Origin of the sequence: Pseudomonas pudica (assembly GCF_015680405.1) — a bacterium.
GTDB lineage: Bacteria > Pseudomonadota > Gammaproteobacteria > Pseudomonadales > Pseudomonadaceae > Aquipseudomonas > Aquipseudomonas pudica.
In genome coordinates this window covers 45,462-67,991 of sequence record NZ_JADLJS010000027.1, presented here as the reverse complement: position 1 = coordinate 67,991, position 22,530 = coordinate 45,462, and the positions used below count along the sequence as shown (strand labels likewise).

Annotated in this window: 16 protein-coding genes; 11 read left to right on the top strand and 5 right to left on the bottom strand. The window is 54.8% G+C overall.

From position 1 onward, the window contains the following. Nucleotides 1-144: 144 nt before the first annotated feature. Nucleotides 145-846, bottom strand: a complete 702-nt coding sequence (pyrF, locus tag IRZ77_RS18290; RefSeq protein WP_010952851.1) for an orotidine-5'-phosphate decarboxylase — start codon at nucleotides 844-846, stop codon at nucleotides 145-147. Between the two features lie 181 nt (nucleotides 847-1,027). On the opposite strand from pyrF, the gene IRZ77_RS18285 reads away from it, so the two are divergent. Beyond that, nucleotides 1,028-1,195: a DUF2897 family protein gene (locus tag IRZ77_RS18285; RefSeq protein ID WP_010952850.1), complete on the top strand. Its 168-nt coding sequence runs from the start codon at nucleotides 1,028-1,030 to the stop codon at nucleotides 1,193-1,195. 237 nt (nucleotides 1,196-1,432) lie between these two features. Here the strand turns inward: IRZ77_RS18285 and IRZ77_RS18280 are convergent, their stop codons facing one another. Continuing rightward, entirely contained in the window at nucleotides 1,433-1,768 is a 336-nt protein-coding gene (locus tag IRZ77_RS18280; protein ID WP_024086485.1) for a ComEA family DNA-binding protein, read from the bottom strand. A 692-nt stretch (nucleotides 1,769-2,460) separates the two neighbouring features. Between IRZ77_RS18280 and wecB the strand changes: the two genes are divergently transcribed. From wecB to IRZ77_RS18230, 10 genes are all read left to right on the top strand, one after another. Further along, nucleotides 2,461-3,603: a non-hydrolyzing UDP-N-acetylglucosamine 2-epimerase gene (wecB, locus tag IRZ77_RS18275; protein WP_085601049.1), complete on the top strand. Its 1,143-nt coding sequence runs from the start codon at nucleotides 2,461-2,463 to the stop codon at nucleotides 3,601-3,603. Next, the gene (gene wecC, locus IRZ77_RS18270) at nucleotides 3,600-4,862 is read left to right on the top strand and encodes a UDP-N-acetyl-D-mannosamine dehydrogenase (protein WP_153671208.1); all 1,263 of its coding nucleotides are present in this window, start codon (nucleotides 3,600-3,602) and stop codon (nucleotides 4,860-4,862) included. Before wecB ends, wecC begins: the two co-directional genes overlap by 4 nt. Nucleotides 4,863-4,875: 13 nt before the next feature. Next, the gene (locus tag IRZ77_RS18265) at nucleotides 4,876-10,206 is read left to right on the top strand and encodes a glycosyltransferase family protein (RefSeq protein WP_196174061.1); all 5,331 of its coding nucleotides are present in this window, start codon (nucleotides 4,876-4,878) and stop codon (nucleotides 10,204-10,206) included. 7 nt (nucleotides 10,207-10,213) lie between these two features. Next, on the top strand, nucleotides 10,214-11,911 hold the full coding sequence (locus IRZ77_RS18260) for a DUF6270 domain-containing protein (RefSeq protein ID WP_108480545.1): 1,698 nt from the start codon (nucleotides 10,214-10,216) through the stop codon (nucleotides 11,909-11,911). A 20-nt stretch (nucleotides 11,912-11,931) separates the two neighbouring features. After that, nucleotides 11,932-12,375, top strand: a complete 444-nt coding sequence (locus IRZ77_RS18255; protein ID WP_196174060.1) for a hypothetical protein — start codon at nucleotides 11,932-11,934, stop codon at nucleotides 12,373-12,375. Between the two features lie 43 nt (nucleotides 12,376-12,418). Then, nucleotides 12,419-14,158 (top strand): hypothetical protein, encoded by a 1,740-nt coding sequence (locus IRZ77_RS18250; protein ID WP_085601044.1) that lies wholly within the window; start codon nucleotides 12,419-12,421, stop codon nucleotides 14,156-14,158. Continuing rightward, the gene (locus tag IRZ77_RS18245) at nucleotides 14,155-15,402 is read left to right on the top strand and encodes a glycosyltransferase family 4 protein (RefSeq protein WP_196174059.1); all 1,248 of its coding nucleotides are present in this window, start codon (nucleotides 14,155-14,157) and stop codon (nucleotides 15,400-15,402) included. The genes IRZ77_RS18250 and IRZ77_RS18245 overlap by 4 nt, the downstream gene beginning before the upstream one ends. Further along, nucleotides 15,399-16,640 carry a glycosyltransferase family 4 protein gene (locus tag IRZ77_RS18240; protein ID WP_085601042.1) on the top strand — a complete coding sequence of 414 codons (1,242 nt, stop codon included), beginning with the start codon at nucleotides 15,399-15,401 and terminating at the stop codon, nucleotides 16,638-16,640. Before IRZ77_RS18245 ends, IRZ77_RS18240 begins: the two co-directional genes overlap by 4 nt. A gap of 120 nt (nucleotides 16,641-16,760) precedes the next feature. Continuing rightward, on the top strand, nucleotides 16,761-17,963 hold the full coding sequence (locus IRZ77_RS18235; RefSeq protein ID WP_196174058.1) for an acyltransferase family protein: 1,203 nt from the start codon (nucleotides 16,761-16,763) through the stop codon (nucleotides 17,961-17,963). Between the two features lie 399 nt (nucleotides 17,964-18,362). Beyond that, on the top strand, nucleotides 18,363-19,505 hold the full coding sequence (locus IRZ77_RS18230; protein ID WP_328315833.1) for a DUF6270 domain-containing protein: 1,143 nt from the start codon (nucleotides 18,363-18,365) through the stop codon (nucleotides 19,503-19,505). A 101-nt stretch (nucleotides 19,506-19,606) separates the two neighbouring features. On the opposite strand, the gene rfbA is transcribed toward IRZ77_RS18230, so the two are convergent. Genes rfbA through rfbB form a run of 3 tightly spaced genes read right to left on the bottom strand, consistent with a single transcriptional unit; the run spans nucleotide 19,607 to nucleotide 22,457 of the window. Further along, nucleotides 19,607-20,488: a glucose-1-phosphate thymidylyltransferase RfbA gene (rfbA, locus tag IRZ77_RS18225; protein ID WP_046615523.1), complete on the bottom strand. Its 882-nt coding sequence runs from the start codon at nucleotides 20,486-20,488 to the stop codon at nucleotides 19,607-19,609. Between the two features lie 5 nt (nucleotides 20,489-20,493). Then, on the bottom strand, nucleotides 20,494-21,390 hold the full coding sequence (gene rfbD, locus IRZ77_RS18220; RefSeq protein ID WP_196174057.1) for a dTDP-4-dehydrorhamnose reductase: 897 nt from the start codon (nucleotides 21,388-21,390) through the stop codon (nucleotides 20,494-20,496). Continuing rightward, the gene (rfbB, locus tag IRZ77_RS18215) at nucleotides 21,387-22,457 is read right to left on the bottom strand and encodes a dTDP-glucose 4,6-dehydratase (RefSeq protein ID WP_108480543.1); all 1,071 of its coding nucleotides are present in this window, start codon (nucleotides 22,455-22,457) and stop codon (nucleotides 21,387-21,389) included. The genes rfbD and rfbB overlap by 4 nt, the downstream gene beginning before the upstream one ends. Nucleotides 22,458-22,530: the final 73 nt, after the last annotated feature.

Below are 22,530 nucleotides of genomic sequence, written 5' to 3'. Positions count from 1 at the left end.
CAGGTACAGCGCCACCCCTTGAGCCCGACACTGTACCTTGGGAGCCGGCTTGCCGGCGATCGCCGTCGAAGGCGGTGCCATGTAACAAGCCAAATAAAAAAGGCCAGCACTCTCGTGCTGGCCTTTTTTCACAACGCGGGCTACCTACCCACGAATCTCCGCCACAACCGCAGCCAACGCCTGCGCCGGGTCGGCAGCCTGGCTGATCGGGCGGCCGATCACCAGGTAGTCCGAACCTGCATCCAGTGCCTGGCGCGGGGTGAGGATACGGCGCTGGTCATCCTGCGCACTGCCTGCCGGGCGAATGCCCGGGGTAACCAGCTGCAGCGACGGGTGCGCCGCCTTCAGCGCCGGGGCCTCCAGCGCCGAGCACACCAAACCGTCCATGCCAGCCTTCTCGGCCAGCGCCGCCAGGCGCAGCACCTGCTCTTGCGGGTCGACATCCAGGCCGATACCGGCCAGGTCTTCACGCTCCATGCTGGTCAGCACGGTCACACCAATCAGCAACGGTTGCGGGCCGCTGCGCTTGGCCAGCTCTTCACGGCAGGCCGCCATCATGCGCAGGCCACCGGAGCAATGCACGTTCACCATCCATACGCCCATCTCGGCCGCAGCCTTCACCGCCATGGCGGTGGTGTTGGGGATGTCGTGGAACTTGAGGTCCAGGAACACTTCGAAGCCCTTGTCGCACAGGGTTTCGACAATGCCCGAAGCGCTGCTGGTGAACAGCTCCTTGCCAACCTTCACCCGGCACAGCGCAGGGTCAAGCTGGTCAGCCAGCTTCAGGGCGGCCTCACGGGTAGGGAAATCCAGGGCGACGATCAGGGGCGTCTGGCAGGCGGACATGGGCAGGGTCTCTTGGCAAGTCGAAAACGGCGCGCATTGTAAACGAAGTGGCGCAGGCTTTGGGGCCCGCGGGTCACGGAATTGGCCCGACAGTGGCTGGCTCCTATAATTGAACCAACGGAACGGGCAATTGCTCAACATTTGTACAAGCGCTGCCCATCACCAGCAAAGGAGAACGACAATGCCCTGGTATGCCTGGCTGATACTCATCATAGCCCTCGGCTCGATCGTCGGCGGGCTGATGCTGCTGCGCGACACGGCAAAAAAACTGCCACTGACCGAAGAACAGCTGCGCAAGGTGCATGAGCGCAATGCCGAAGCGGATGCCAAGGACGCGCAGGACCGCTAGCCTGCCTGTCGGCGCTGGCACGGTCTGACCGGCTGATACATAACTCATTGAATCAGCAGGGTCCCTGTGAGAGCGGCTTTAGCCGCGAATACCGGCGCAGCCGTTGCCATGCACCGCGTTTGGTTCTTCGCGGCTAAAGCCGCTCCCACAGGGTAGGCGGACCGCTATCGAATTCAGTTCTCTCAATTGAATCTTCATGAAAGTCAGGGCCAGGACGTAAACCCCAGCCCCTCCCCCTTATTCCACCATCACCTTGTCCCGGTTACGCTCCAGCAACGCATTACCAATCCCCTTGATCTCCAGCAGCTCATCCACCGAAGCAAACGGCCCATTGGCCTCCCGGTAGGCCACTATGGCCTCAGCCTTGGCCTTCCCTATCCCGTTCAGCTCCTTCTGCAAAGTAAGCGCATCAGCCGTGTTCAGGTCCAGCCGCTGCGGCTGCTGGGCCTGCTGCTGGGTTACCACCGGCACCGGCTCGGCCACCGCCGTGGTGCTGGCCGGGGCAGCGCTAAGGGAAAAGGACAGGCTGGCGAACAGCGGCAGCAGCAGGTACGACAGAACGTTGTTACGCATGGTGAACACTCCTGGGTTGGTCATTTTCCAGCAGCCGGTTTCCTTCGGCTGCGCAATCAACCCTAGCGGCTCTGCCATTTTGCAAAAAGGCTCTTGACCCGGTTAATCGTTACCGAATCCAACATTAAAAAAAGCAACTTCGCCCACCCAAAAAGCAATGGCATTACGCCATATTTCAGGATAAGTTCATGAAACAAAGGCGATAGCAAATCGCCGCTAGGTAAATTCCCGTTTAACCTAGGTTTCATTCAGACCAAAAGCTGTTGTTTTTCCCACAAGCCTTGCCGGACAAGGCCCCAGCCCATTCGTCGTATGTCTCGGTTGTATTGACTTTATTGGCATGATGCCTGAATAACATCAAACAATCGTTTTTTTTGATGCAACTTTCAAAAATAGGATCCAATCCCCCGATAGATAGGGGCAAATTCGGACGATCAGCGGAAAAAAACGTGCCACACGGGATGTCATCTTGATGACGAAATGATAAATTTGCGGGCATTGGACAACCGCTACGCTTGAAGGATCCGAGCCACATGAATTTTTCTTCACCACCTTCAAAGCCCCCCGTTCGCGCTTGCGTGTGTGGAGCCCCCTAGGCCACTCCCCCCGGTCGATTTGCGCAATACCTGTGATCTGCACCCCGTAAACACCAGATCCAATCGCCTTTACTCAATACACAGAAGACCGTCGCCGTGTCCCTCAAGACCCTCACCGTATTTGGCACCCGCCCAGAGGCCATCAAAATGGCCCCCCTGGCCCTCAACCTTGCCCAAGACGACCGTTTCGAGTCGCGTGTTTGCGTAACTGGCCAGCACCGCCAGATGCTCGACCAGGTACTGGAGCTGTTCGAGATCACGCCCGACTATGACTTGAACATCATGAAGCCCGGCCAGGACCTGACCGATGTGACCACAGCCATCCTGCAGGGTCTCAAGCCTGTGCTGGCCGAGTTCAAGCCCGACGTGGTACTGGTGCACGGCGACACCGCAACAACCCTGGCCACCAGCCTGGCCGCGTACTACCAGCAGATTCCGATTGCCCACGTGGAAGCCGGCCTGCGCACTGGCAACCTGTATTCGCCATGGCCGGAAGAAGGCAACCGCCGCCTGACCGGCGCGCTGGCCGCCCTGCACTTCGCGCCCACCTCCACCTCTCAGGACAACCTGCTGCGTGAAGGTACAGACGCCGCGACCATCTACACCACCGGCAACACCGTAATCGACGCGCTGCTGGAAGTGGTCCGCAAGCTGGAAAGCCCCGAGCTGAAAACCCAGTTCGAAAACCAGTTCAGCTTCCTGAACCCTGAGCGCCGCATGGTGCTGGTCACCGGCCACCGCCGCGAAAACTTTGGTGGCGGTTTCGAGCGCATCTGCCAGGCGCTGGTGCAAACCGCGCGTCAATTCCCTGACGTGGACATCGTCTATCCGGTACACCTCAACCCGAACGTGCGCGAACCGGTCAACCGTCTGCTGGCCGACGTCAACAACATTCACCTGATCGAGCCGCTGGATTACCTGCCGTTCGTTTACCTGATGACCCGCTCCTACCTGATCCTGACCGACTCCGGCGGCATCCAGGAAGAAGCCCCAGCGCTGGGCAAGCCGGTACTGGTCATGCGTGACACCACCGAGCGCCCGGAAGCCGTGGCCGCCGGTACCGTCAAGCTGGTGGGCACCGACGTGGAATCGATCACCGAAAACCTGGCGAAACTTCTGACCGACGATGCGACCTATCGCGAGATGAGCTTTGCCCACAACCCCTACGGCGATGGAAAAGCGTGCGCGCGAATCCTCGACGCACTTTCCAACTTCTCCCGTTCCAAGGAAGTAGCATGAGCTTCAACAAGATTTCCGTCGTAGGCCTGGGCTATATCGGGCTGCCAACCGCCGCCGTTTTCGCCGCTCGCAAGAAGCACGTGATCGGCATCGATGTAAACCAGCACGCAGTCGATACCATCAATCGTGGTGAAATCCACATCGTCGAGCCTGAGCTGGACATGGTGGTACACGCTGCCGTGACCGAGGGCTTCCTGCGCGCCTCCACCGTTCCGGAAGCTGCCGATGCCTTCCTGATCGCCGTGCCAACCCCGTTCATGGATGACCACCAGCCGGACCTGAGCTACATCGAGTCCGCCAGCAAGGCCATCGCGCCCGTGCTGAAAAAGGGTGACCTGGTCATCCTGGAATCCACCTCCCCTGTCGGCGCTACCGAGCAGATGGCCTTCTGGCTGGCCCAGGCCCGCCCGGACCTGACCTTCCCGCAAACCCACGGTGAAGACTCCGATATCCGCGTTGCCCACTGCCCTGAGCGCGTGCTGCCAGGCCACGTGTTGCGCGAGCTGGTGGAAAACGACCGCATCATCGGCGGCATGACCAGGAAGTGCTCTGAAGCGGCCGTACGCCTGTACCGGACCTTCGTTGAAGGCGAGTGCATCGTCACCAACGCCCGCACCGCGGAAATGTGCAAGCTGACCGAAAACAGCTTCCGCGACGTGAACATTGCCTTCGCCAACGAACTGTCGATCATCTGCGACAAGCTGGACATCGACGTGTGGGAGCTGATTCGCCTGGCCAACCACCACCCGCGCGTCAACATTCTGCAGCCAGGCCCAGGCGTGGGCGGCCACTGCATTGCCGTCGACCCATGGTTCATCGTCAGCCAGACCCCAGAGCAGGCGCGCCTGATCCGCACCGCCCGCGTGGTCAACGACAGCAAGCCTGAGTGGGTGATCGACAAGGTCAAGATGGCCCTGGCCAACTTCCTGATCAAGAACCCGGGCAAGTCGGCCCAGCAAGTAAAAATCGCCTGCTACGGCCTGGCCTTCAAGGCCGACATCGACGACCTGCGCGAAAGCCCTGCCCTGAGCATTGCCGAGCGCCTGGGCAACGAGCTGGAAGCCACCTTGCAACTGGTCGAGCCGAACATCGAAGCCCTGCCACAGCGCCTGGCGCGCCACGAGCACGTGGACTTCGACTTTGCCCAGGACAGCGCCGACATCCACGTACTGCTAGTGAAGCACCGCGAATTCCGCGGCACCTTCAACGTGCGCGACGCGGCATTCGTGATCGACGCCGCCGGCGTTACCCAGGCTTGATGGAGCAAACCGCATGAACAACCCCACGCTTGAGAAACCTACCGTGAACACAGAGCTGCCTTCACCTCTGGCCGATATTCATGACCGTGTGATGGAAGCCTATTACGGCAAGCTGGGGGAGCAGTTCATGCGGGAAACGCAGTCCCGCATCCATTGGATCTGCGCCCAGGTCAAAGGGCGCCGGATTCTGGATGTCGGCTGCTCGCAGGGCATCGTGCCCCTGCTGCTGGCACGTGAAGGCTGCCAGGTCACCGGTGTGGATACCAGCCCGCAGGCCATCTCAGAGGCCAAGGGCTACCTGTCTGCGGAACCGGCCCACATCCAGCAGAACGTCACGTATATAAATTCAGACTTCCTCGCGCTGGACACGCTCGAGGTTGAGCCGGAAACCATTGTCATCAGCGAAGTGCTCGAACACCTGGTGCGACCGGAGCTGTTCGTCGAAAAGGCCCACGACCTGCTCAAGCAGGGTGGCCGCCTGGTGATTACCGTACCGTTCGGGGTCAATGACTTCATTGACCACAAGCACACGTTCTACCTGATGGAACCGTTCCGGTTGCTGGCCGAGCACTTGCAGATTGTCGAAGTCAAGGTGCTCGGCAAGTGGCTGGGCATCGTAGCGGTGAAAAGCGAAACGCATAAACCAGGTGTAATCGACTCGCTGACTGTTGATCGGGTTCGTGATCTGGAAAAAGCATTCGAAGCCATCGAGCGCACGTTGCGTGGAAATCTCGGGGCCATCAGCAAGCGTCTGGATGAAGCAAACAAGAAGTACCGCAGCGCTACTGAGCAGATCGCCCAGCTCAAACCGGAAGCCCAAAAGGCTGATGCGCTTGCCAAACAGTTGCAAAACCGCGAAGCAGACATTGCCACGTTGCAAAAAACCAACCAGGAATGCCTCGACACCAAGGCTCAGATTGCTCATGAGCTTGATGAGGTCAAGCAGCGGCTGGTGGAAGCCAACAAAAAGTATCGTTTAGCTACCGAACAATATGGCCTGCTGGAACAGAAATTCGTGGCGGGTGAGGAGGCTCACACAAAAAGCCTCGCAGACGCGGAACAGCGATACGAGAAGCTCCAGAATCAGCACGCCGAAACACAAAGGCAATTGGCGGAGGCTTCTGAGGAACTGCGGGGGGCCGCAGAGAAGCAGCTGGCGCAGGAAAAGCAGTTCAAGGCTGCAAACGATCAGTTGGCTCAGGCGCGGGAAGTCATTGATAGCCATATCGCCACCATTACCGACCTGCGCGCTCATCAAGCTGCATTGGAAGCTCAACTGCAGTTGATGAACGACGCGCAAGCGCAGAGCCTGCGTGAGCATAGCGCCCAGGCAAGCTCCATCAATGCCTTGGTTGAACAACGTTCCCAGTTGGAAGACCAGTTGCAGTTAATGTACGACGCTCAAGCACAAAGCCAGCGTGAGCATAGCGCTCAGGCAAGCTCAATCAATGCCTTGATTGAACAACGTTCCCAGTTGGAAGACCAGTTGCATAAGCTGACACTCGCCAAAACTGAATCTGAAGAAGCGCGAGCGGCTCTGGCAGAGACCGTTGAGTCGCTTGGCCAGGCCAAAGACATGCTTGAAGAGCAGCTGTTGCTTGAAAGCACCAGCCGCCAGGCAGCCGAGGCCAGCCTCGCTGCCACCAACGAACAATGGCAGAGTCTGCGCCAACAACTTGAATCTGAGATCAACTCGTCCAAGGCAGGCCTTGGCGCGGCAAACATGAAGTATCGCGCCCTGACAGGCGAACAAATCCCGCAGTTGAAGGCCAGCATCAGTCAATTGCTGGAACGCAGCGCCGCTCAGCAACGTAAGATCGACGAACTCAATGAAAACCTCGGTCGCGCTAACGCCCAGCGCAACCTGGCAGAGCAGCGCCTGGTGAAAACCCGCGCAAGCATGACCTATCAGCTTGGCTACCAGATCAAGAACAGCGCCACCTCACTGGGCGGCCTGGTCAAGCTGCCCGTACGCCTGCTGCGCCTGTACCGAAAAGCCAGCCAGCAACGCCAGCAAAACGAGCAGAAGCTGCTGGCCAACGAACCACGCAAGGCACTGCTGCCGCCGGCACCTGTGGTACAGGACGAGAACTACTTGAAACTGCCGGCGGCCCTGCCGACCAGCGAGCACAGCCGCACTACTCTGTTGCGCCAGGCTGATCAGCCTGTCAGTCGCCTGAAAGTGGCGTGCGTGATGGATGAGTTCACTTTCGGTTCCTACCGCTATGAATGCGACCTGATGCCGCTAACGCCAGCCAACTGGAAAGCAGAAATCGAAGGGTTTGGTCCAGAACTGCTGTTCATCGAGTCCGCCTGGCGCGGCAAGGATGACCTGTGGGGCAGCAAAGTTGGCCATAACGGCCAGGAACTGCAGGACATTCTGGCCTGGTGCCGTCAGAACAAGGTACCGACCGTGTTCTGGAACAAGGAAGACCCGGTTCACTTCGAAACCTTCCTGACCACTGCCAAGCAGTTCGACCACGTATTCACCACCGATATCGACTGCATTCACCGCTATAAAGGTGCGCTCGGTCACGACCGCGTCTACCTGTTGCCGTTCGCCTGCCAGCCAGCGCTGCATAACCCGATCGAGTTGTACGAGCGCAAAGACGCCTTCTGCTTCGCTGGCGCCTACTACGCGCGTTACCCGGAGCGTACCCGCGACCTGGGTAATTTCGTCTGCGAGTTGCCGAAGTTCCGTCCGCTGGAAATCTTCGATCGCAACTTCGGCAAGAACGACGTCAATTACCAGTTCCCTGCGGAATACCAACCGTACATCGTCGGTACCCTGCCCTTCGAGAAAATCGACACGGCTTACAAGGGCTATCGCTACGCGATCAACCTGAACTCGATCAAGCAATCTCAATCGATGTTTGCCCGTCGCGTCTTCGAATTGCTCGGCTGCAACACCCTCACCGTGAGCAACTTCTCTCGCGGCGTACGCCTGCTGTTCGGTGACCTGGTTGTTACCACCGACAACGGCGAAGAAATGCTCCGCCGCCTGCAACTGCTGGCGGAAGACCCGCTGAACGCTGACAAACTGCGGCTGGCTGCCCTGCGCAAAGTAATGCAGGAGCATACCTACACTCAGCGCCTGGATTACGTGATGAGCAAGGTCACCGGTACCGCAAAGGCCCAGCGCCTGCCGGAGATTGTGGTCATCGGCGAAGCGCAAGACCGCGAGCAGTTCGATTTGTTGCGTGCCAACCTGGACCGCCAGACTTATAGCCAAGTACGAATGATCGTCATCAGCGATACCTACCAGAGCAGCATCGTCGGCGATGATCCACGCATCCAGGTGCTTAAGCCTGGCCAACTGAAAAAAACCTCGCTGGGTGAACTGGTTGGTAATGCACCTTGGATCGCCGCTTTTGTGCCTGGCGATTACTACGGCCCGAACTACCTGCTGGATCTGGCGCTAGCAACCCGCTACAGCCGCGCCCAAGTTGTCGGTAAAGCGGCCCACTTTACCTGCACAGGCCAAAGTGCTGAACTGCTTTCAAATGAACAAGCCTACCGCCCAACCCAGACACTGAACGCTCGCCGCTCGCTGGTTGCGAGCGGGATCGTTGCCAACCAGCAACTGCGTAGCTGGCTGAAGAGTCTGCCGACACTGCAATACACTCATGAGCAAGGCTTGGCCATCGACCCGTTCAACTATTGTGAGAACGGTGCTGCACACCCGGAGAGCATCAGCGCCAAGGTTAACGACCTTGAGCTGAATCTCGGCATGACTATCGATCAACTGCAAGCGCGCGCACAATCCATTCCCCCGCTAGAGATCAACCATGACGCGCCGGAAATCACGGGGCGCGGTTTGGCTGAGATGTTTGGAATCATCCGCAACAAGTTCGTTGACCTGGTCGTTGATGGCGATACCTGGCGCGTGCAATCCAAGCTGGCAGATGGCAAGCATGAGTACATCTACGCACAGCAGGAAGTCCGTGTAGATGAACTGGGCTGTGAAGATGGCCGCCTCAAGCTGTTTGTCGACTGCACGCCTGGCCTGAACCTGCAGTTGGTCGTGCTGTTCCTGGATGCCGACAAGCAGCGCATCAGCCACGTGATGCAACCTGCCAATCGTAATCAAACTTCCGATATTCCACCGGAAGCTGCCTACATTCGCTTCGGTCTGCGTGCCTACTCTGCGGGTAGCACCGAACTGAAGGCACTGGTCTTGGGACACCGCAACCTACAGCCATCTGAGATGATGGGCCGTGGAGAGCACTTGCTGCTGACCAACCACTACCCAGCTTACGCAGACCTGTACCGCAACAAATTTGTACATAGTCGAGTGTCGGCTTATCAGCAACAAGGCGTCGAAGTAGATGTTTTCCGCCTGCGTGACAACGAGACCGTTAGCTATCACGAGTTCCAGAACATCGATGTGGTGACCGGTTGCCGCTCGACCTTGGCAAAAATGCTTGAAAAGAACAACTACAAATCAATTCTCGTTCATTTCTTGGACGAAAATATGTGGAGTGTGCTGCACCCGCATCTGAATTCCACCCAGATCACTGTATGGGTCCATGGTGCTGAAATCCAACCATGGTGGCGCCGCGAATACAATTTCAGTACCGACGAACAACTGCAGTTGGGCAAGCTCGCCAGCGACAAACGCATGAGCTTCTGGCGTGAAATACTGCAGCCAATGCATAAGAATCTGAAGCTGGTTTTCGTTTCCCGCTATTTTGCAGAAGAAGTCATGGAGGACCTCGGCTTCCGCCTACCAGAAGGCCAGTACGAGATTATCCACAACCCCATCAATACCGAAAATTTTAACTACGTTCAGAAAACAATAGAACAGCGCAAAAACGTACTATCTATCCGCCCGTATACGTCGCGGACATATGCGAATGATCTGACCGTCAAAGCCATTGAGCTTTTGGCCGAAAAACCATGGTTCAAGGACATGACGTTCCGACTTGTGGGCGACGGGCCGTTGTTTGAAGAGACTCTCGCACCGCTGCGTTCTTACTCAAATGTGCACATCGAGCGCCGCTTCCTCAATCACGGGGAAATCGCCGCGCTGCATAAAGAGCACGGAGTATTCCTGTGCCCGAGCCGTATGGATACCCAAGGCGTATCCCGAGACGAAGCCATGGCCTCCGGGCTTGTCCCTGTCACTACCGGTGTGGCGGCAATCCCTGAGTTCGTGGACAAGGAAAGTGGTTTTGTCGTCGAGCCAGAAAGCGCGGTGCAACTGGCCGAGGCTCTTGAACGCTTATACATGGATCAAGCGCTGTTCTCTACCCTGTCGCGCCAAGCCGCGGAGCGCGTGCGCGGCCAAAGCGACTGGAAAAAGATGGCCGCCCTTGAACTGAACACATTCCGAGACGTTTGAAGTAAATATGAGCAAGTCTTTGAAACATTATGTTTTCACCAACTTTGGCATCGGAATCAAGGACGAACTGTGGCTGTCGTATCGACTGGAGATTTTCACTAACACGGTCTTTCCATCCCTCGCCAACCAAAGCAACAGAGACTTTGAGTGGACCATCTTCATTGACGAAGCTCTCCCTATCCTGCATCAAGCACGCCTGGAGGCTGCAATCATTGCATCCGGCTTGAACGCCAAGACGCTGAAGGTAAGCGACTATTCGCTAACCAGCAAAGAGGTGTCCAGGCTTCTAGCAAAAACTCACGAAGATATTGTGCTTACTTCGCGAATTGATGATGACGACTGCATTCATGAAGATGTAATCGCCACGATTCAACAGCATGCGCGCTCGAACGAGCACTCCGAAGAGATGTTACTGATTTCGCTGCACAACGGTTTGGAGTTCTTGCCGTCTGATGAGTGCTATCGCGCCGTCACCTATGACACTCTGGCCTTGGCGTTGACGCTCGTTGACAAAACTTGCGGAACCAAGACCCGGAGCATCACTCAGTATGCCCACCACTTGGTGGTAGATACGCTTAAACAGCAAGAAATCAACGCCAAGCACATCCTGCTGAAATCAAAGCAACCACTTTACACCTATACCAAACATCCTTTGAGTGACTCGTACTTCTTCGGTGCACGCGCACGGATTCTCGGCGACACAAACAAAACTAAAGGATTGAAAGAATCGCAACTGCGCTCATTCGGTTTGAATCAGCAGCGCCTGGATTTCCTGTCCGCGCTCCTCAAACAATCGCCGATAGGTATGCCGCATAAGTATCTTGAAAAACTTGGCAACGTGCGCAATCAGATCAAAGTCGAGCTCAACAAGGACACTGACCAGCCCAATGAATGCCTCGACGCCCTCATGGCACGGAAGGCAAAACTTGAACGCAAAGCTGTTCGACCGAACCCGGCAGGGCCACTTAAAGAGAAAATCCGAGTTGCAATCTTGGGATCCTGTGTCACTCGAGATCTGTTCGAGTTCCAGAAGAGCGCGCTCGGAGCGTTTGAAATCTGTTTCTATATGGCTCGCTCATCCGTCGTTTCCTGGATGGCACCGCCGTGCTTCGATCCAAAACTTGCTATAGACGCAAGCTCATTCGAAGGCAAGCGCTCTCACTGGGACCAGCACAAACTGCATTGGCAGCTTCTCGAGCAATCCCGTCCTGACATCGTGATCATTGATTTCATTGATGAACGGATTGGGATTGTTCAACACCTGAGCTCTCTCATGTCCGCCAGTGGGCCGTTGCTCAAAGCGTTGGAACGCAAAAGCATCCCTCATGAGATCAAGCGCCCTTGGAGTCCGGAAATAAAACAACTGCGAGAGTGGGCACTGCCTGCCTTCCTTGAGCGAGTCGCTAATATTTGCCCGAACATCTTCGTTCACAGAGCAGTATGGGCATACCAATACAAAACGGAATCAGGCCTTGAAAGTTTCAAGGGTGGTGAGTTTGAGAAGCTGATCGAATTGAACAACTCAGTCATCGACCCTCTGCTCGCAACGCTTGAAGACTCGGCAACGGCTGTCGAGCAGATCGGTGGTCTGGAAGCCGGGCTGGTCGCGGGCGGCGACCACAAGTGGGCTTTCTGCCCCTATCACTATGACAGTACCTACTACAAAACTGTTGCCAAGCAACTGCTTGCACGAATCATGAGTTAATCCGAAGGAACAATGGAAACATGAAAATCAAAACTGCTGCTTTGCTCTCCCTGCTCGCTCTCGTAATATCCGGCTGCGACCAACTATCGGGTGAGTCCAACAAAGCTGATAATCAGGCAGCAGAGGCAGTGCGGCCTTCACAGCCTAAAGCCGAACTAAACCTTGCTGATGGCTCGATTCTGCTGCTGAGTGCAGAGCACATGAAATCCTACGCAAAGCCCAATAGCGCAGGGAAATTAAGCATGCATGAGTACAGCTACACTACCGCTGACAAGCTGGCGGAAAACGACGTGTACATGCAATTGCAAAATGCAGGTTTTACTCGAAAAGTAATCAGCAACGACAGTAGCCAGTTCAAAGTCCAGTACTACAAAAAGGACCTGCCGGTAATTGGCGGCATCTACACCACTGTTAACAATAAAAACATTGCCACCATCGCAACTCTTTACTGGCAAGAAAAATGATCCAGCAAGCGTCGATTAAGCCCATTGAACGAAACATTCGCCGATGAAGCTTCAACACCATATTAAGTCGACGCTAGGCTGGTGCCTGTCGATAGGTATAAAACTGTTGCGGGTAGTACCCTTCACGACTATTACCGTGCAGATTACAACCCTGGCGAGCCAGATTTTTCTTCTGCTCGCCTTTTTCCTGCCTCTTAAGGTAATAATCTTATTAGGCTCCGAAAAAATACCGAATTACTTTCCCAGTGCCTTTCAAGCACTGAAAAAAAACCACCTAATTGTGTCACTTAGTGTGGCTGCAGCAGTCTGCTATGTACTCTACCTGCTTAGCGAGCTGTTGATCGCATACTGCTGTCGCCAAGGCGCGCGAACGTTGCTATTGCGTAGCGCCAAGTTAAATATAATTGAGAACCAGGAGAAAATCGCAGCCTATGCATACTCCAGGTTTACTCGCGCCATGGCGGGAGCTCTGTTTTTCTCCATTAGCGCTGTCGTCCTCCTAATAATTTATCCAAAATTACTTGCCATTATACTCGGATATACAGCTCTAATTACGCTCCTATGCGTAATTACTTATAACCTCAGCCCTGTTATTCAAGTACAGTTTCAACGAAACCACGGCAACATACTCAACGCACTGTCGGCCACTGGTTTTCTGCTGAGTTTTTTCTGTCTGGTTGCCGACTTCCTGTACTTCCCGCATCAACGCATCTTTCATGCAGTCATTGCGGTTCTCGTCATGCGCCAAGCCTTACAACGCCTGACCGGCATGGTGCAAGACGTAGTCAGCTTGCGTATGCAACATCGCCAGATCAATGCCATGTTTTTCCAGTCCCAACCTTTGCTCGAGCAACGTCAGAATAACCATCAACTCGAATGTCTGCTTAGCCCATCAAGCCGCGAGGCTTGGGTAGAAAAGCTGATGGACCAAGCGGGTATCGATACTCAGAATGGTCTGAAAATCAGTTGGCACCAGATTGATGCAGTTGATGTCTATGCATTTCACATCACCATTCTAGGTAACGAGAAACCTCAAGAATACTTGGCCAAGCTGTTCGGCAATAATATCGCCACTTTGGCCGAGCAGGAGCGTTTGCTCTTTCAGTACCAACCACACTTGCCATCACTCGAGTGGCTAGGGCATTACCTACTGCAGGGGATCGATTGCCACCTCTTCCGCCTGGATGGCCACAAGAAGCTTATCCGTCGTCAGATTGGCGATGGCGTTGTCGCAATCAGCGAGCAGCTCCTCTACTGCGAGCCAGCAAGCGAACTGATATTGCGCTTCAGCCGTACCCGTCCCTACTTGGAGCAACGACTTGATAGGGGCATGATAGAGCCCCTACGTTTCGTATGTTCGACTCCGGAAGAAGCAGAAAAGGTAGAGCGTCTTCTCGACTCTTTCGAGCTCATTATAAAAAAACTTTGCGCCTTACCTCGGCAGATCGTCTCACTCGATATCACTTCAGAGGCCCTACTCATTTCTGCCTCGCAACAATACCATCTGAGCCATTGGAGCAACTGGCGCATCGAAGCAGTAGGAAGTAACTGGCCCGTGATTGAAAAAGAGCGTTTTTACAAGGCAATCGAAATTGCGCGCAGCAGCCGTCCGAGCTTAGTAAATACAACTACCGCTGACATTGTACTGTCGGCATTCATGTACAGCTTTGAAAGGTTCCTGCTAAGAAAGGACTATCCAGCTGCTTTCAAGTTGCTGGATGACATTCTTGCCGCAACTGAGGCAGAAAAACCACTAGAACTCAGGCAGGAGTCCGCTCAATGAAAAAAATCGCTATGATCGTCTGGAATGAGTTTCTTAATGACGCTCGAGTGCTCAAGGAAGCTCAGACATTACAGCACGCAGGATATCAGGTCCGTGTTTTCGCCTTGCACACGCCCGGCATCACACCGCAGCAAGAGCGCCTCGAAGACGGAATTGAAGTCTTCCGCGTGGCGCGCAGCCCGCTGTGGCGATTGCGCAAAAACAAAATCGTGTCCGCGCCCTCCTCTCAGGCCATTAAAACTCAAGGGCCGATTAGCAAATTGGGCATCAAGCATCAAATATTGCGTCTCATTGCCCGAGCCTGGACTCACACAGCCCTGCTCGTACACATGGTCCGTTATGGCGCAAGCGTGGTGCACTCTCACGACGTAAACACACTACCAACTGCATGGTTGGTCTCTCGTATCAGCCGTGCCCGCTTGGTCTATGATGCACATGAAATAAGCACAAGCCGAGAAGGTTACGATAGCTTCCGCCGCTTGGTGGGGATAGTTGAGAAACACCTTATGCCCACAGCAGATGGTACTATCACTACCACGGATGCTCGCGCCAAGTATTTTGCCCGGGCATATCACGTCATACGCCCGACGGTATTGCAGAACCGGCCACGGTTGACGCGCAGCCCTCCCACAAATCGGATTCGTGAAGAGCTTGGGCTTACTGAGCAATGGCCGATCATTATCTATCAAGGTGGCCTGCAACAAGGTCGCGGACTCGAGAAGCTTATTCGTACCGCAGTTAACGTACCAGATGCCTATTTCGTGCTTATCGGAGGGGGACGCCTGACCCACAATCTGAGCCTGCTCATTGAAGACCTTGAGTTGCATGACCGAGTACGCATCATACCCACGGTCCCGCTGGCAGAACTCCCGAGCTACACGGCCTCCGCTGATATCGGCGTACAACCCATTGAGAACACCTGCCTTAACCACTACACCACAGACTCGAATAAATTATTCGAGTACATCATCGCCGGCTTACCCGTAGTGGCAACGGACTTCCCGGAAATCCGTCGGATCGTGCGCAGACATGATGTAGGTGTCCTCGTTGCATCTGATGATCCAACTGGCCTTGCACATGCTCTTAACGTATTGGTCTCGGATGCCAAATTGCGTGAGGCCTATGCGCAAAACGCACGCTCGACTGCTGGCACTTTAAACTGGGAGGAGCAGGAGTCGCGCTTGGTGGATTTGTATCAAAAGGTTCTCTCTGCTGCACCACACTCATCCCAGGCAAGATCATGACCACGCGGATCCTCCTGCTGAGTTTTTACTATCCGCCGGACCTTTCTGCGGGCTCATTTCGTGCCGAAGCGCTTGTCAATGCGCTTCGTGCCGAACTTGGTGACCTTATAGAAATTGAAGTTGTTACCACTCAACCGAACCGGTACCACTCTTTCACTGCAAACGCGGTCAGCATTGAGCGCCTGCCGCTACTGACCATCAGACGGATTGATGTGCCTGCACATCGCAGTGGTATCAGGGACCAAGCGCAATCATTTGCAAGCTTCGCGATCAATGCCCTTAAGATTACCCGTCATAAGAAGTACGACCTTGTTTTTGCTACCTCTTCTAGGTTGATGACAGCTTTTCTGGGCGCCATGATCGCAAAACGCAACGGATGTGGGCTCTATCTCGATATTCGGGACATCTTTGTCGACACTTTGCGCGAACTATTGCCGTCACGTTGGGGCAAGTTGGCGGCGTCCATCTTTTCTCCAATAGAGCGATGGACAGTCAAGCAAGCGACGAGGATCAACCTAATCTCCCCAGGCTTTTTACCATATTTTACAACTCGTTATCCTGGACGTAAGTTCACGCTTTATACCAATGGTGTAGATGATCTATTCATTGAGCACTCGCAGGCGTCCCAGCTACCCTCACCCGAAAAGAGCCCGCAGCGGTTACAGGTGGTCTATGCTGGAAATATCGGCACAGGGCAAGGGCTACATCAGATTCTCCCAGAATTGGCCATACGCTTGACTGATAAAGTTGAATTTCATCTGATAGGCGCCGGCGGTGCCTTAGAGACCTTGAAAAAGGCGCTTGAACATGCAGAGGTAGAAAACGTGCGCATATCGCCGCCGATGAAGCGCGATCAACTGCTGCGGGTTTATCATCAAGCTGACGTTCTATTTTTACACCTCAATAACCTCAAGGCCTTCCGACGTGTATTGCCTTCCAAGCTTTTCGAGTATGCCGCAACTGATAAGCCAATTTGGGGTGGATTGTCAGGCTACGCAGGCCGATTCGCGCAGAAAAGGATCACGAATGTGGCATTGTTCCCGCCCTGCGATGTCGAGGCGGCAATCCAGGCATTGCAGCGGTTGGAGATAAAGAAGACATCTCGCCTTGATTTCGTGCAACAATTCTCACGTCGCTCGATCAAGAAAAAAATGGCGCAAGATGTTCTGCAAATCTCTCCCAAATACCTTTCTCGGTCATCATGCACGAACCTGAGTACTTTGCCCGAGAATGACTGATTTCTGGCAACCGCTGGCATAAGAGTATCGCTATCGATTTCATTCCCAGCGCATCTAAATTGATTGCTATCCAAGCACAACCATAGGATTGAAATAAAAATGACAAGCGGACTTCATAAAATGAGTCTGTCCAAGTTGGATGGGATCCGCGGTCTTGCCGCAGTGATCGTGATTTTTTCTCATGCGCTGTTCTGGTACTACCCGGCAATGCATCTGGGCGTACGTACCAAAGGCCGCCCGCTAGACGGAATCGAATGGTTTGATAGCCCGTTTTCTTTCTTCTATCGTGGTGGTTTCTCCGTATCAATGTTTTTCATTCTAAGCGGATTAGTACTTACCTATAGTATTTCACGGCACACCGACGTGCTTGATTCAATTCGCAAAGCATCAGTTAAACGCTATATCCGCTTAGGCGTGCCTGTCGCTGCGTCTGTCCTTATCGGATGCATCCTGATGAAGCTTGGCGTTTATGAAGCTCCGAATATCAGCCCGACCCCGGTTCTTTCAACGCCATATCTGTTCAATGCCACATGGAACGGCGCCATTCGTGACGCTATTTATGGCGCTTTGGCTTTGGGCGACAGCCGCTACAACTATGTACTTTGGACCATCCAGATAGAACTAATAGGATCTTTCGCCATCTTTGCCGCATTCGCACTTTTTGGTGGCAATGCTTTGGTCTACCGTATTTTCTGTATCGCCGCGTTCCTCGCACTATCTGCGTCCACAAACAAAACGGCCATGTACACATCGCTCTTTTTTCTCGGCTCGATGCTAATCACGTTTAGATTCGATGAGGAAAAAAACAGCGCCACGCGAACTGCAATATGTTTGATCGGCTTGTTCGTTGGGCTGTACTTGGCTGGCTTTCATTCTGCAAGCGCTTCTTACGCAATTCTCGGCAATATGACCCGTTCCCTGTCAGCCATAACCGGCTATCAGCCTTCCTGGCTATTGATCATACCTGCATTCGGAGGTTTGATTGTTTTGCTAAGCGTACTGAACGCACAACGCGCATTCGCTATTTTGGACAGCGCGCCTATGAAGTGGCTCGGCAAGCTCTCATTCTCTCTTTATCTGCTACATACCTTTATCCTAGTTGTGGTGGCTCAATTCTTCTGCAAGCATCTCGGAATGAGTTTTGCCGCCATGACACTGACATTAGTCACAACAATAGCCCTGACCCTTTTAGCCTCTTATTTCTTCTATTTAAAAGTTGACTTGCCCGCTATTGCTTTAGCAAACAAATTTTCCTCTCTTTTACTGGATCAGAAATCCAAATCTCCGAAAGTCTTATCCGAACAACAGCCGACGCAAGCCTGAATCCAATAGTGAGGACGAGCGCTCCACGAACCCCAAATGGTCGGAGCGCTTAGCTATGCAATTGAGGTGTGCACGTACGCAGCGGAAGAGCTTCATAAGCGTCCACTGGCGACGCTTTCGACTGAGTTGCTCTTTCGCAGCAACGTGCCTGCACAATGATAGCGTCAAGCAAAGCGACCGCTTCGAGGGCAATTAGTTCAAATTATATTCAACTAGGTCAGCATTGATCTAGTGTCTGCTTGAGCCTGCCCGCCCTCGTAGAAAATGGTCAGCAGATCACAGAGCATGCGTTGCATTCCTAAGCCGCTTATGGATAATGAGATCCCTGCTACCGTTACGCGACATCTTGGATATTGCCGAGTTGTCATCAACACTGGGCATGGAGCGACCTGAAATTAGGTGATAGGCCTGACGGAACAGGCCTCCATAAAGCAAGAAAAAAGGCTGAAGAAGATAGTGATCAAAAACTTGATGATTTACGGCAGCTGCGTATCTAGAGATATATTCAATCTAGAGGATAGCCGAGCATTTAAGTTAACTGAATATTTCGCAAGATCTTCAATGGCTTCACTATGCAGTGCATCATACGAAAATGAGAAAGCGCTAAATCGTATCCCATCCGCATTCAGAAGACGGATGGTTGCATACGATTTTTCCAAGCAAATCCTCACTCAGACGGAAGCGATTCAAGCCGCTGATATAATACTGATCGATCTAATTGATGAACGTTTCGATCTTGTGGCTCTGCCATCCGGACAAATTATTACGAAATCAAGCGAATTAGTTGAAAGCGGCCTACTGACGGACGGCAGCGTCGATCGTTTCAGACTAATCAAGCCTGGATCATCTGAGCACCGCGCGCTATGGCTTCAAGGAATGCACAAGTTTATCGAAGCCATAGCACAACAAAACAAACTTCATTGCGTCGTAGTTAACAAAGTGCATTGGGCCTCACGCTTTGAAAACACCAGCAACACAAACTTCCCAGTTTCTTTAGCGACAATTGAAAAAGCCAACCGCGAACTGGACTGGATGTATGACGAACTGGCCAGGAAGTTGGAAAAAAATCAATTTTTGCACTTCCCACCCCAGCTTTTTTCGTCAGATGAACATCACCGCTGGGGCGTGTCTCCCTTCCACTATTGCGAGCAATACTATAAAGAAGCTCTCACACAGCTGAAGTCAATCGCATTTGCGAATAGTTCCTTTGAATCAGTGCCCGAATCTACGCCGAAGGACTCACTGCTTATTTCTGAAGGAGCAACGATTACCGTAACTGCCAAAAAGTCAGAGCAAGGCATCTTTGCGCATTGCTCACTTATAATGAATGGAAGAATGCACGAGAGCGGGATCTTCGCATTTTACTTGCTAGTGGACGGAAAAAAACATGACATTCGCTGGTACGAAGCGTCACAGAGCGTTCATTTCCCTATTCCTGATATATCTGGAGAATTGAGCATAATGGCCTTCTACCAAGACTCTCTAGGCGAAAGAGTCTCTTGTAAATGCATCGTAAAGCCCTTGAACGACCTCACGGAATAGCCTCTGCATGGGCGACAAAAGGCGCCCTCTCCCAATCAAGCTTTGATTATAAGGCACGCCCCCTCAAGACCTCACTCTCAAGGGGCGAGCCCCAGCACCTCTCAATAAACCCTATCCCCCACCAACCTCTTCAAATACTGCCCATACCCATTCTTAGCCAACGGCTCCGCCAGCTTCAACAACTGTTCCGCCCCAATCCACCCCTGCCTGTACGCCACCTCTTCCGGACAAGCCACCTTCAACCCCTGCCGCCGCTCAATGGTCGCGATATACCCACTAGCCTCGAGCAAAGAATCATGCGTCCCGGTATCCAGCCAGGCATACCCGCGCCCCATGATCTCCACCGACAACCGGTTCTGCTCCAGGTACACCCGGTTCAAATCGGTAATCTCCAGTTCACCCCGCGCAGACGGCTTGATCCCTTTGGCAATCTCGACCACGTCCTTGTCGTAGAAGTACAACCCGGTCACGGCATAACTGGACTTCGGCTTGGTCGGCTTTTCCTCCAGGCTGATCGCCTTGCCCTTCTCATCGAACTCGACCACGCCGTAACGCTCGGGGTCGTGCACGTGGTAGGCGAACACACTGGCGCCTTCGTCGCGATCCATGGCGTTGCGCAGCAGTTGCTGGAAGTCGTGGCCGTAATAGATGTTGTCGCCCAGCACCAGCGCCGACAGGTCGTTGCCGATGAATTCCTCACCGATCAGGAAGGCCTGTGCCAGGCCGTCTGGCGAAGCCTGCACGGCGTAGCTGATGTTGATGCCCCACTGGTGGCCGTCGCCCAGCAGTTGCTCGAAACGCGGGGTGTCCTGCGGGGTGGAGATGATCAGGATGTCCTGGATACCCGCCAGCATCAGGGTGGTCAGCGGGTAGTAGATCATCGGCTTGTCGTACACCGGCAGCAGCTGCTTGGAAATAGCCAGGGTCGCGGGGTGCAGACGGGTACCCGACCCGCCCGCCAGAATGATGCCTTTACGCTTCATAGTGGTCATTTCTCGTGTATTTCCGAAAGCATGCGAGCCACACCCAAGCGCCAGTCTGGCAGGGTCAGGGCAAAGGCTTGCTGCAGTTTATGGGTGTCCAGACGCGAATTGGCCGGCCGCTTGGCCGGGGTCGGGTAGGCGTCGGTGGTCAATGGGTTGACCTGTTCGGCGTGGGCTTTCAATGGCACACCCAGGGCCACTGCCTGCTCCAGCACATAACGAGCGTAGCCGCACCAGGTGGTTTCGCCGGCCGCCGCCAGGTGGTACAGGCCGGCCAGGGCCGGGTCGCGGCGGGTGGCGGTGATGGCGTGGGCGGTGATGTCGGCGATCAGTTCGGCACCGGTCGGGGCGCCATGCTGGTCGTCGATAACGCCCAGGCTGTCGCGTTCCGCAGCCAGGCGCAGCATGGTCTTGGCGAAATTGTTGCCGCGAGCGGCGTACACCCAGCAGGTGCGGAAGATCAGGTGCTGGCAACCGGCAGCCTGGATGGCCTGTTCGCCGGCCAGCTTGCTTTCGCCATAGGCATTCAGTGGGCCGACGCTGTCGTCTTCGCGCCAGGCTTGAGTGCCCTGCCCCGGGAACACGTAATCGGTAGAGTAATGCACCAGCAGTGCTCCACAGTCGGCAGCGGCGCGGGCCAGCACGCCGACGGCTTCGGCGTTAACCTTGAAGACTTGCTCGCGGTCGCTCTCCGCCTTGTCAACGGCGGTGTAGGCGGCGGCGTTGACGATTACATCGGGGGCGTAGGCGCGCACGGTTTCAGCCAGGCCCGGCAGGTTGGCCAGGTCGCCGCAGTGTGCCTTGCTGCGGGAATTGAGCGCCAGCACCTGGCCCAGCGGGGCCAGGCTGCGTTGCAGCTCCCAACCTACCTGGCCGTCCTTGCCCAGTAGCAGAATCTTCATGCCGAGCGCCCTGCGTAGTTCTTCTCTACCCAGTCGCGGTAGCTTCCAGACTGTACGTTCTGCACCCACTCCTGGTTGTCGAGGTACCAGGCCACGGTCTTGCGAATACCGGTTTCGAAGGTTTCGGCAGGCTTCCAACCCAGTTCGCGCTCAAGCTTGCGGGCGTCGATGGCATATCGACGGTCATGGCCTGGGCGGTCGGTCACGTAAGTGATCTGCTCGGCGTAGGGCTTGCCGTCGGCGCGGGGGCGCAGTTCGTCCAGCAGAGCGCACACGCGGTTGACGATCTCCAGGTTGGGCTTTTCGTTCCAGCCGCCCACGTTGTACACCTCGCCGGTCTTGCCAGCTTCCAGCACGCGGCGGATGGCGCTGCAGTGGTCCTTGACGTACAGCCAGTCGCGAATCTGCTGGCCGTCGCCGTATACCGGCAGCGGTTTGCCGGCCAGGGCGTTGACGATCATCAGCGGGATGAGCTTTTCCGGGAAGTGATAAGGGCCGTAGTTGTTCGAGCAATTGGTGGTTAGCACCGGCAGGCCGTAGGTGTGGTGGTACGAGCGCACCAGGTGGTCGCTGGCGGCCTTGCTGGCCGAGTACGGGCTGTTGGGCTGGTACTGGTGCGTTTCGGTGAAGGCAGGTTCGTCGGCGGCCAGCGAACCGTAAACTTCATCGGTGGACACATGCAGGAAACGGAACGCCTGGCGCGCCTGTTCATCCAGGCCGCCCCAGTAGGCGCGTACTGCTTCCAGCAGGCGGAAGGTGCCGACGATGTTGGTTTCGATGAAGTCTTCCGGGCCGTGGATCGAACGGTCGACGTGGGACTCGGCGGCAAAGTTGACGATGGCGCGTGGCTGGTGGGTTTTCAGCAGTTGGTCCACCAGCGCGGAATCACCAATGTCGCCATGCACGAAAATATGCCGCGCGTCACCCTGCAGGCTGCTCAGTGTCTGCAGGTTGCCTGCATAGGTGAGTTTGTCGAGGTTGACCACGGGCTCATCATTGCCGGCCAGCCAGTCCAGCACGAAGTTCGCGCCAATGAAGCCCGCACCACCAGTTACCAGAATAGTCATCGTTCAGTTCTTCCCAATTCCCGCGTTCAAACTTCACAGCGTTTGAAGTTCATGTAGGCGTTCCTGTATCGGC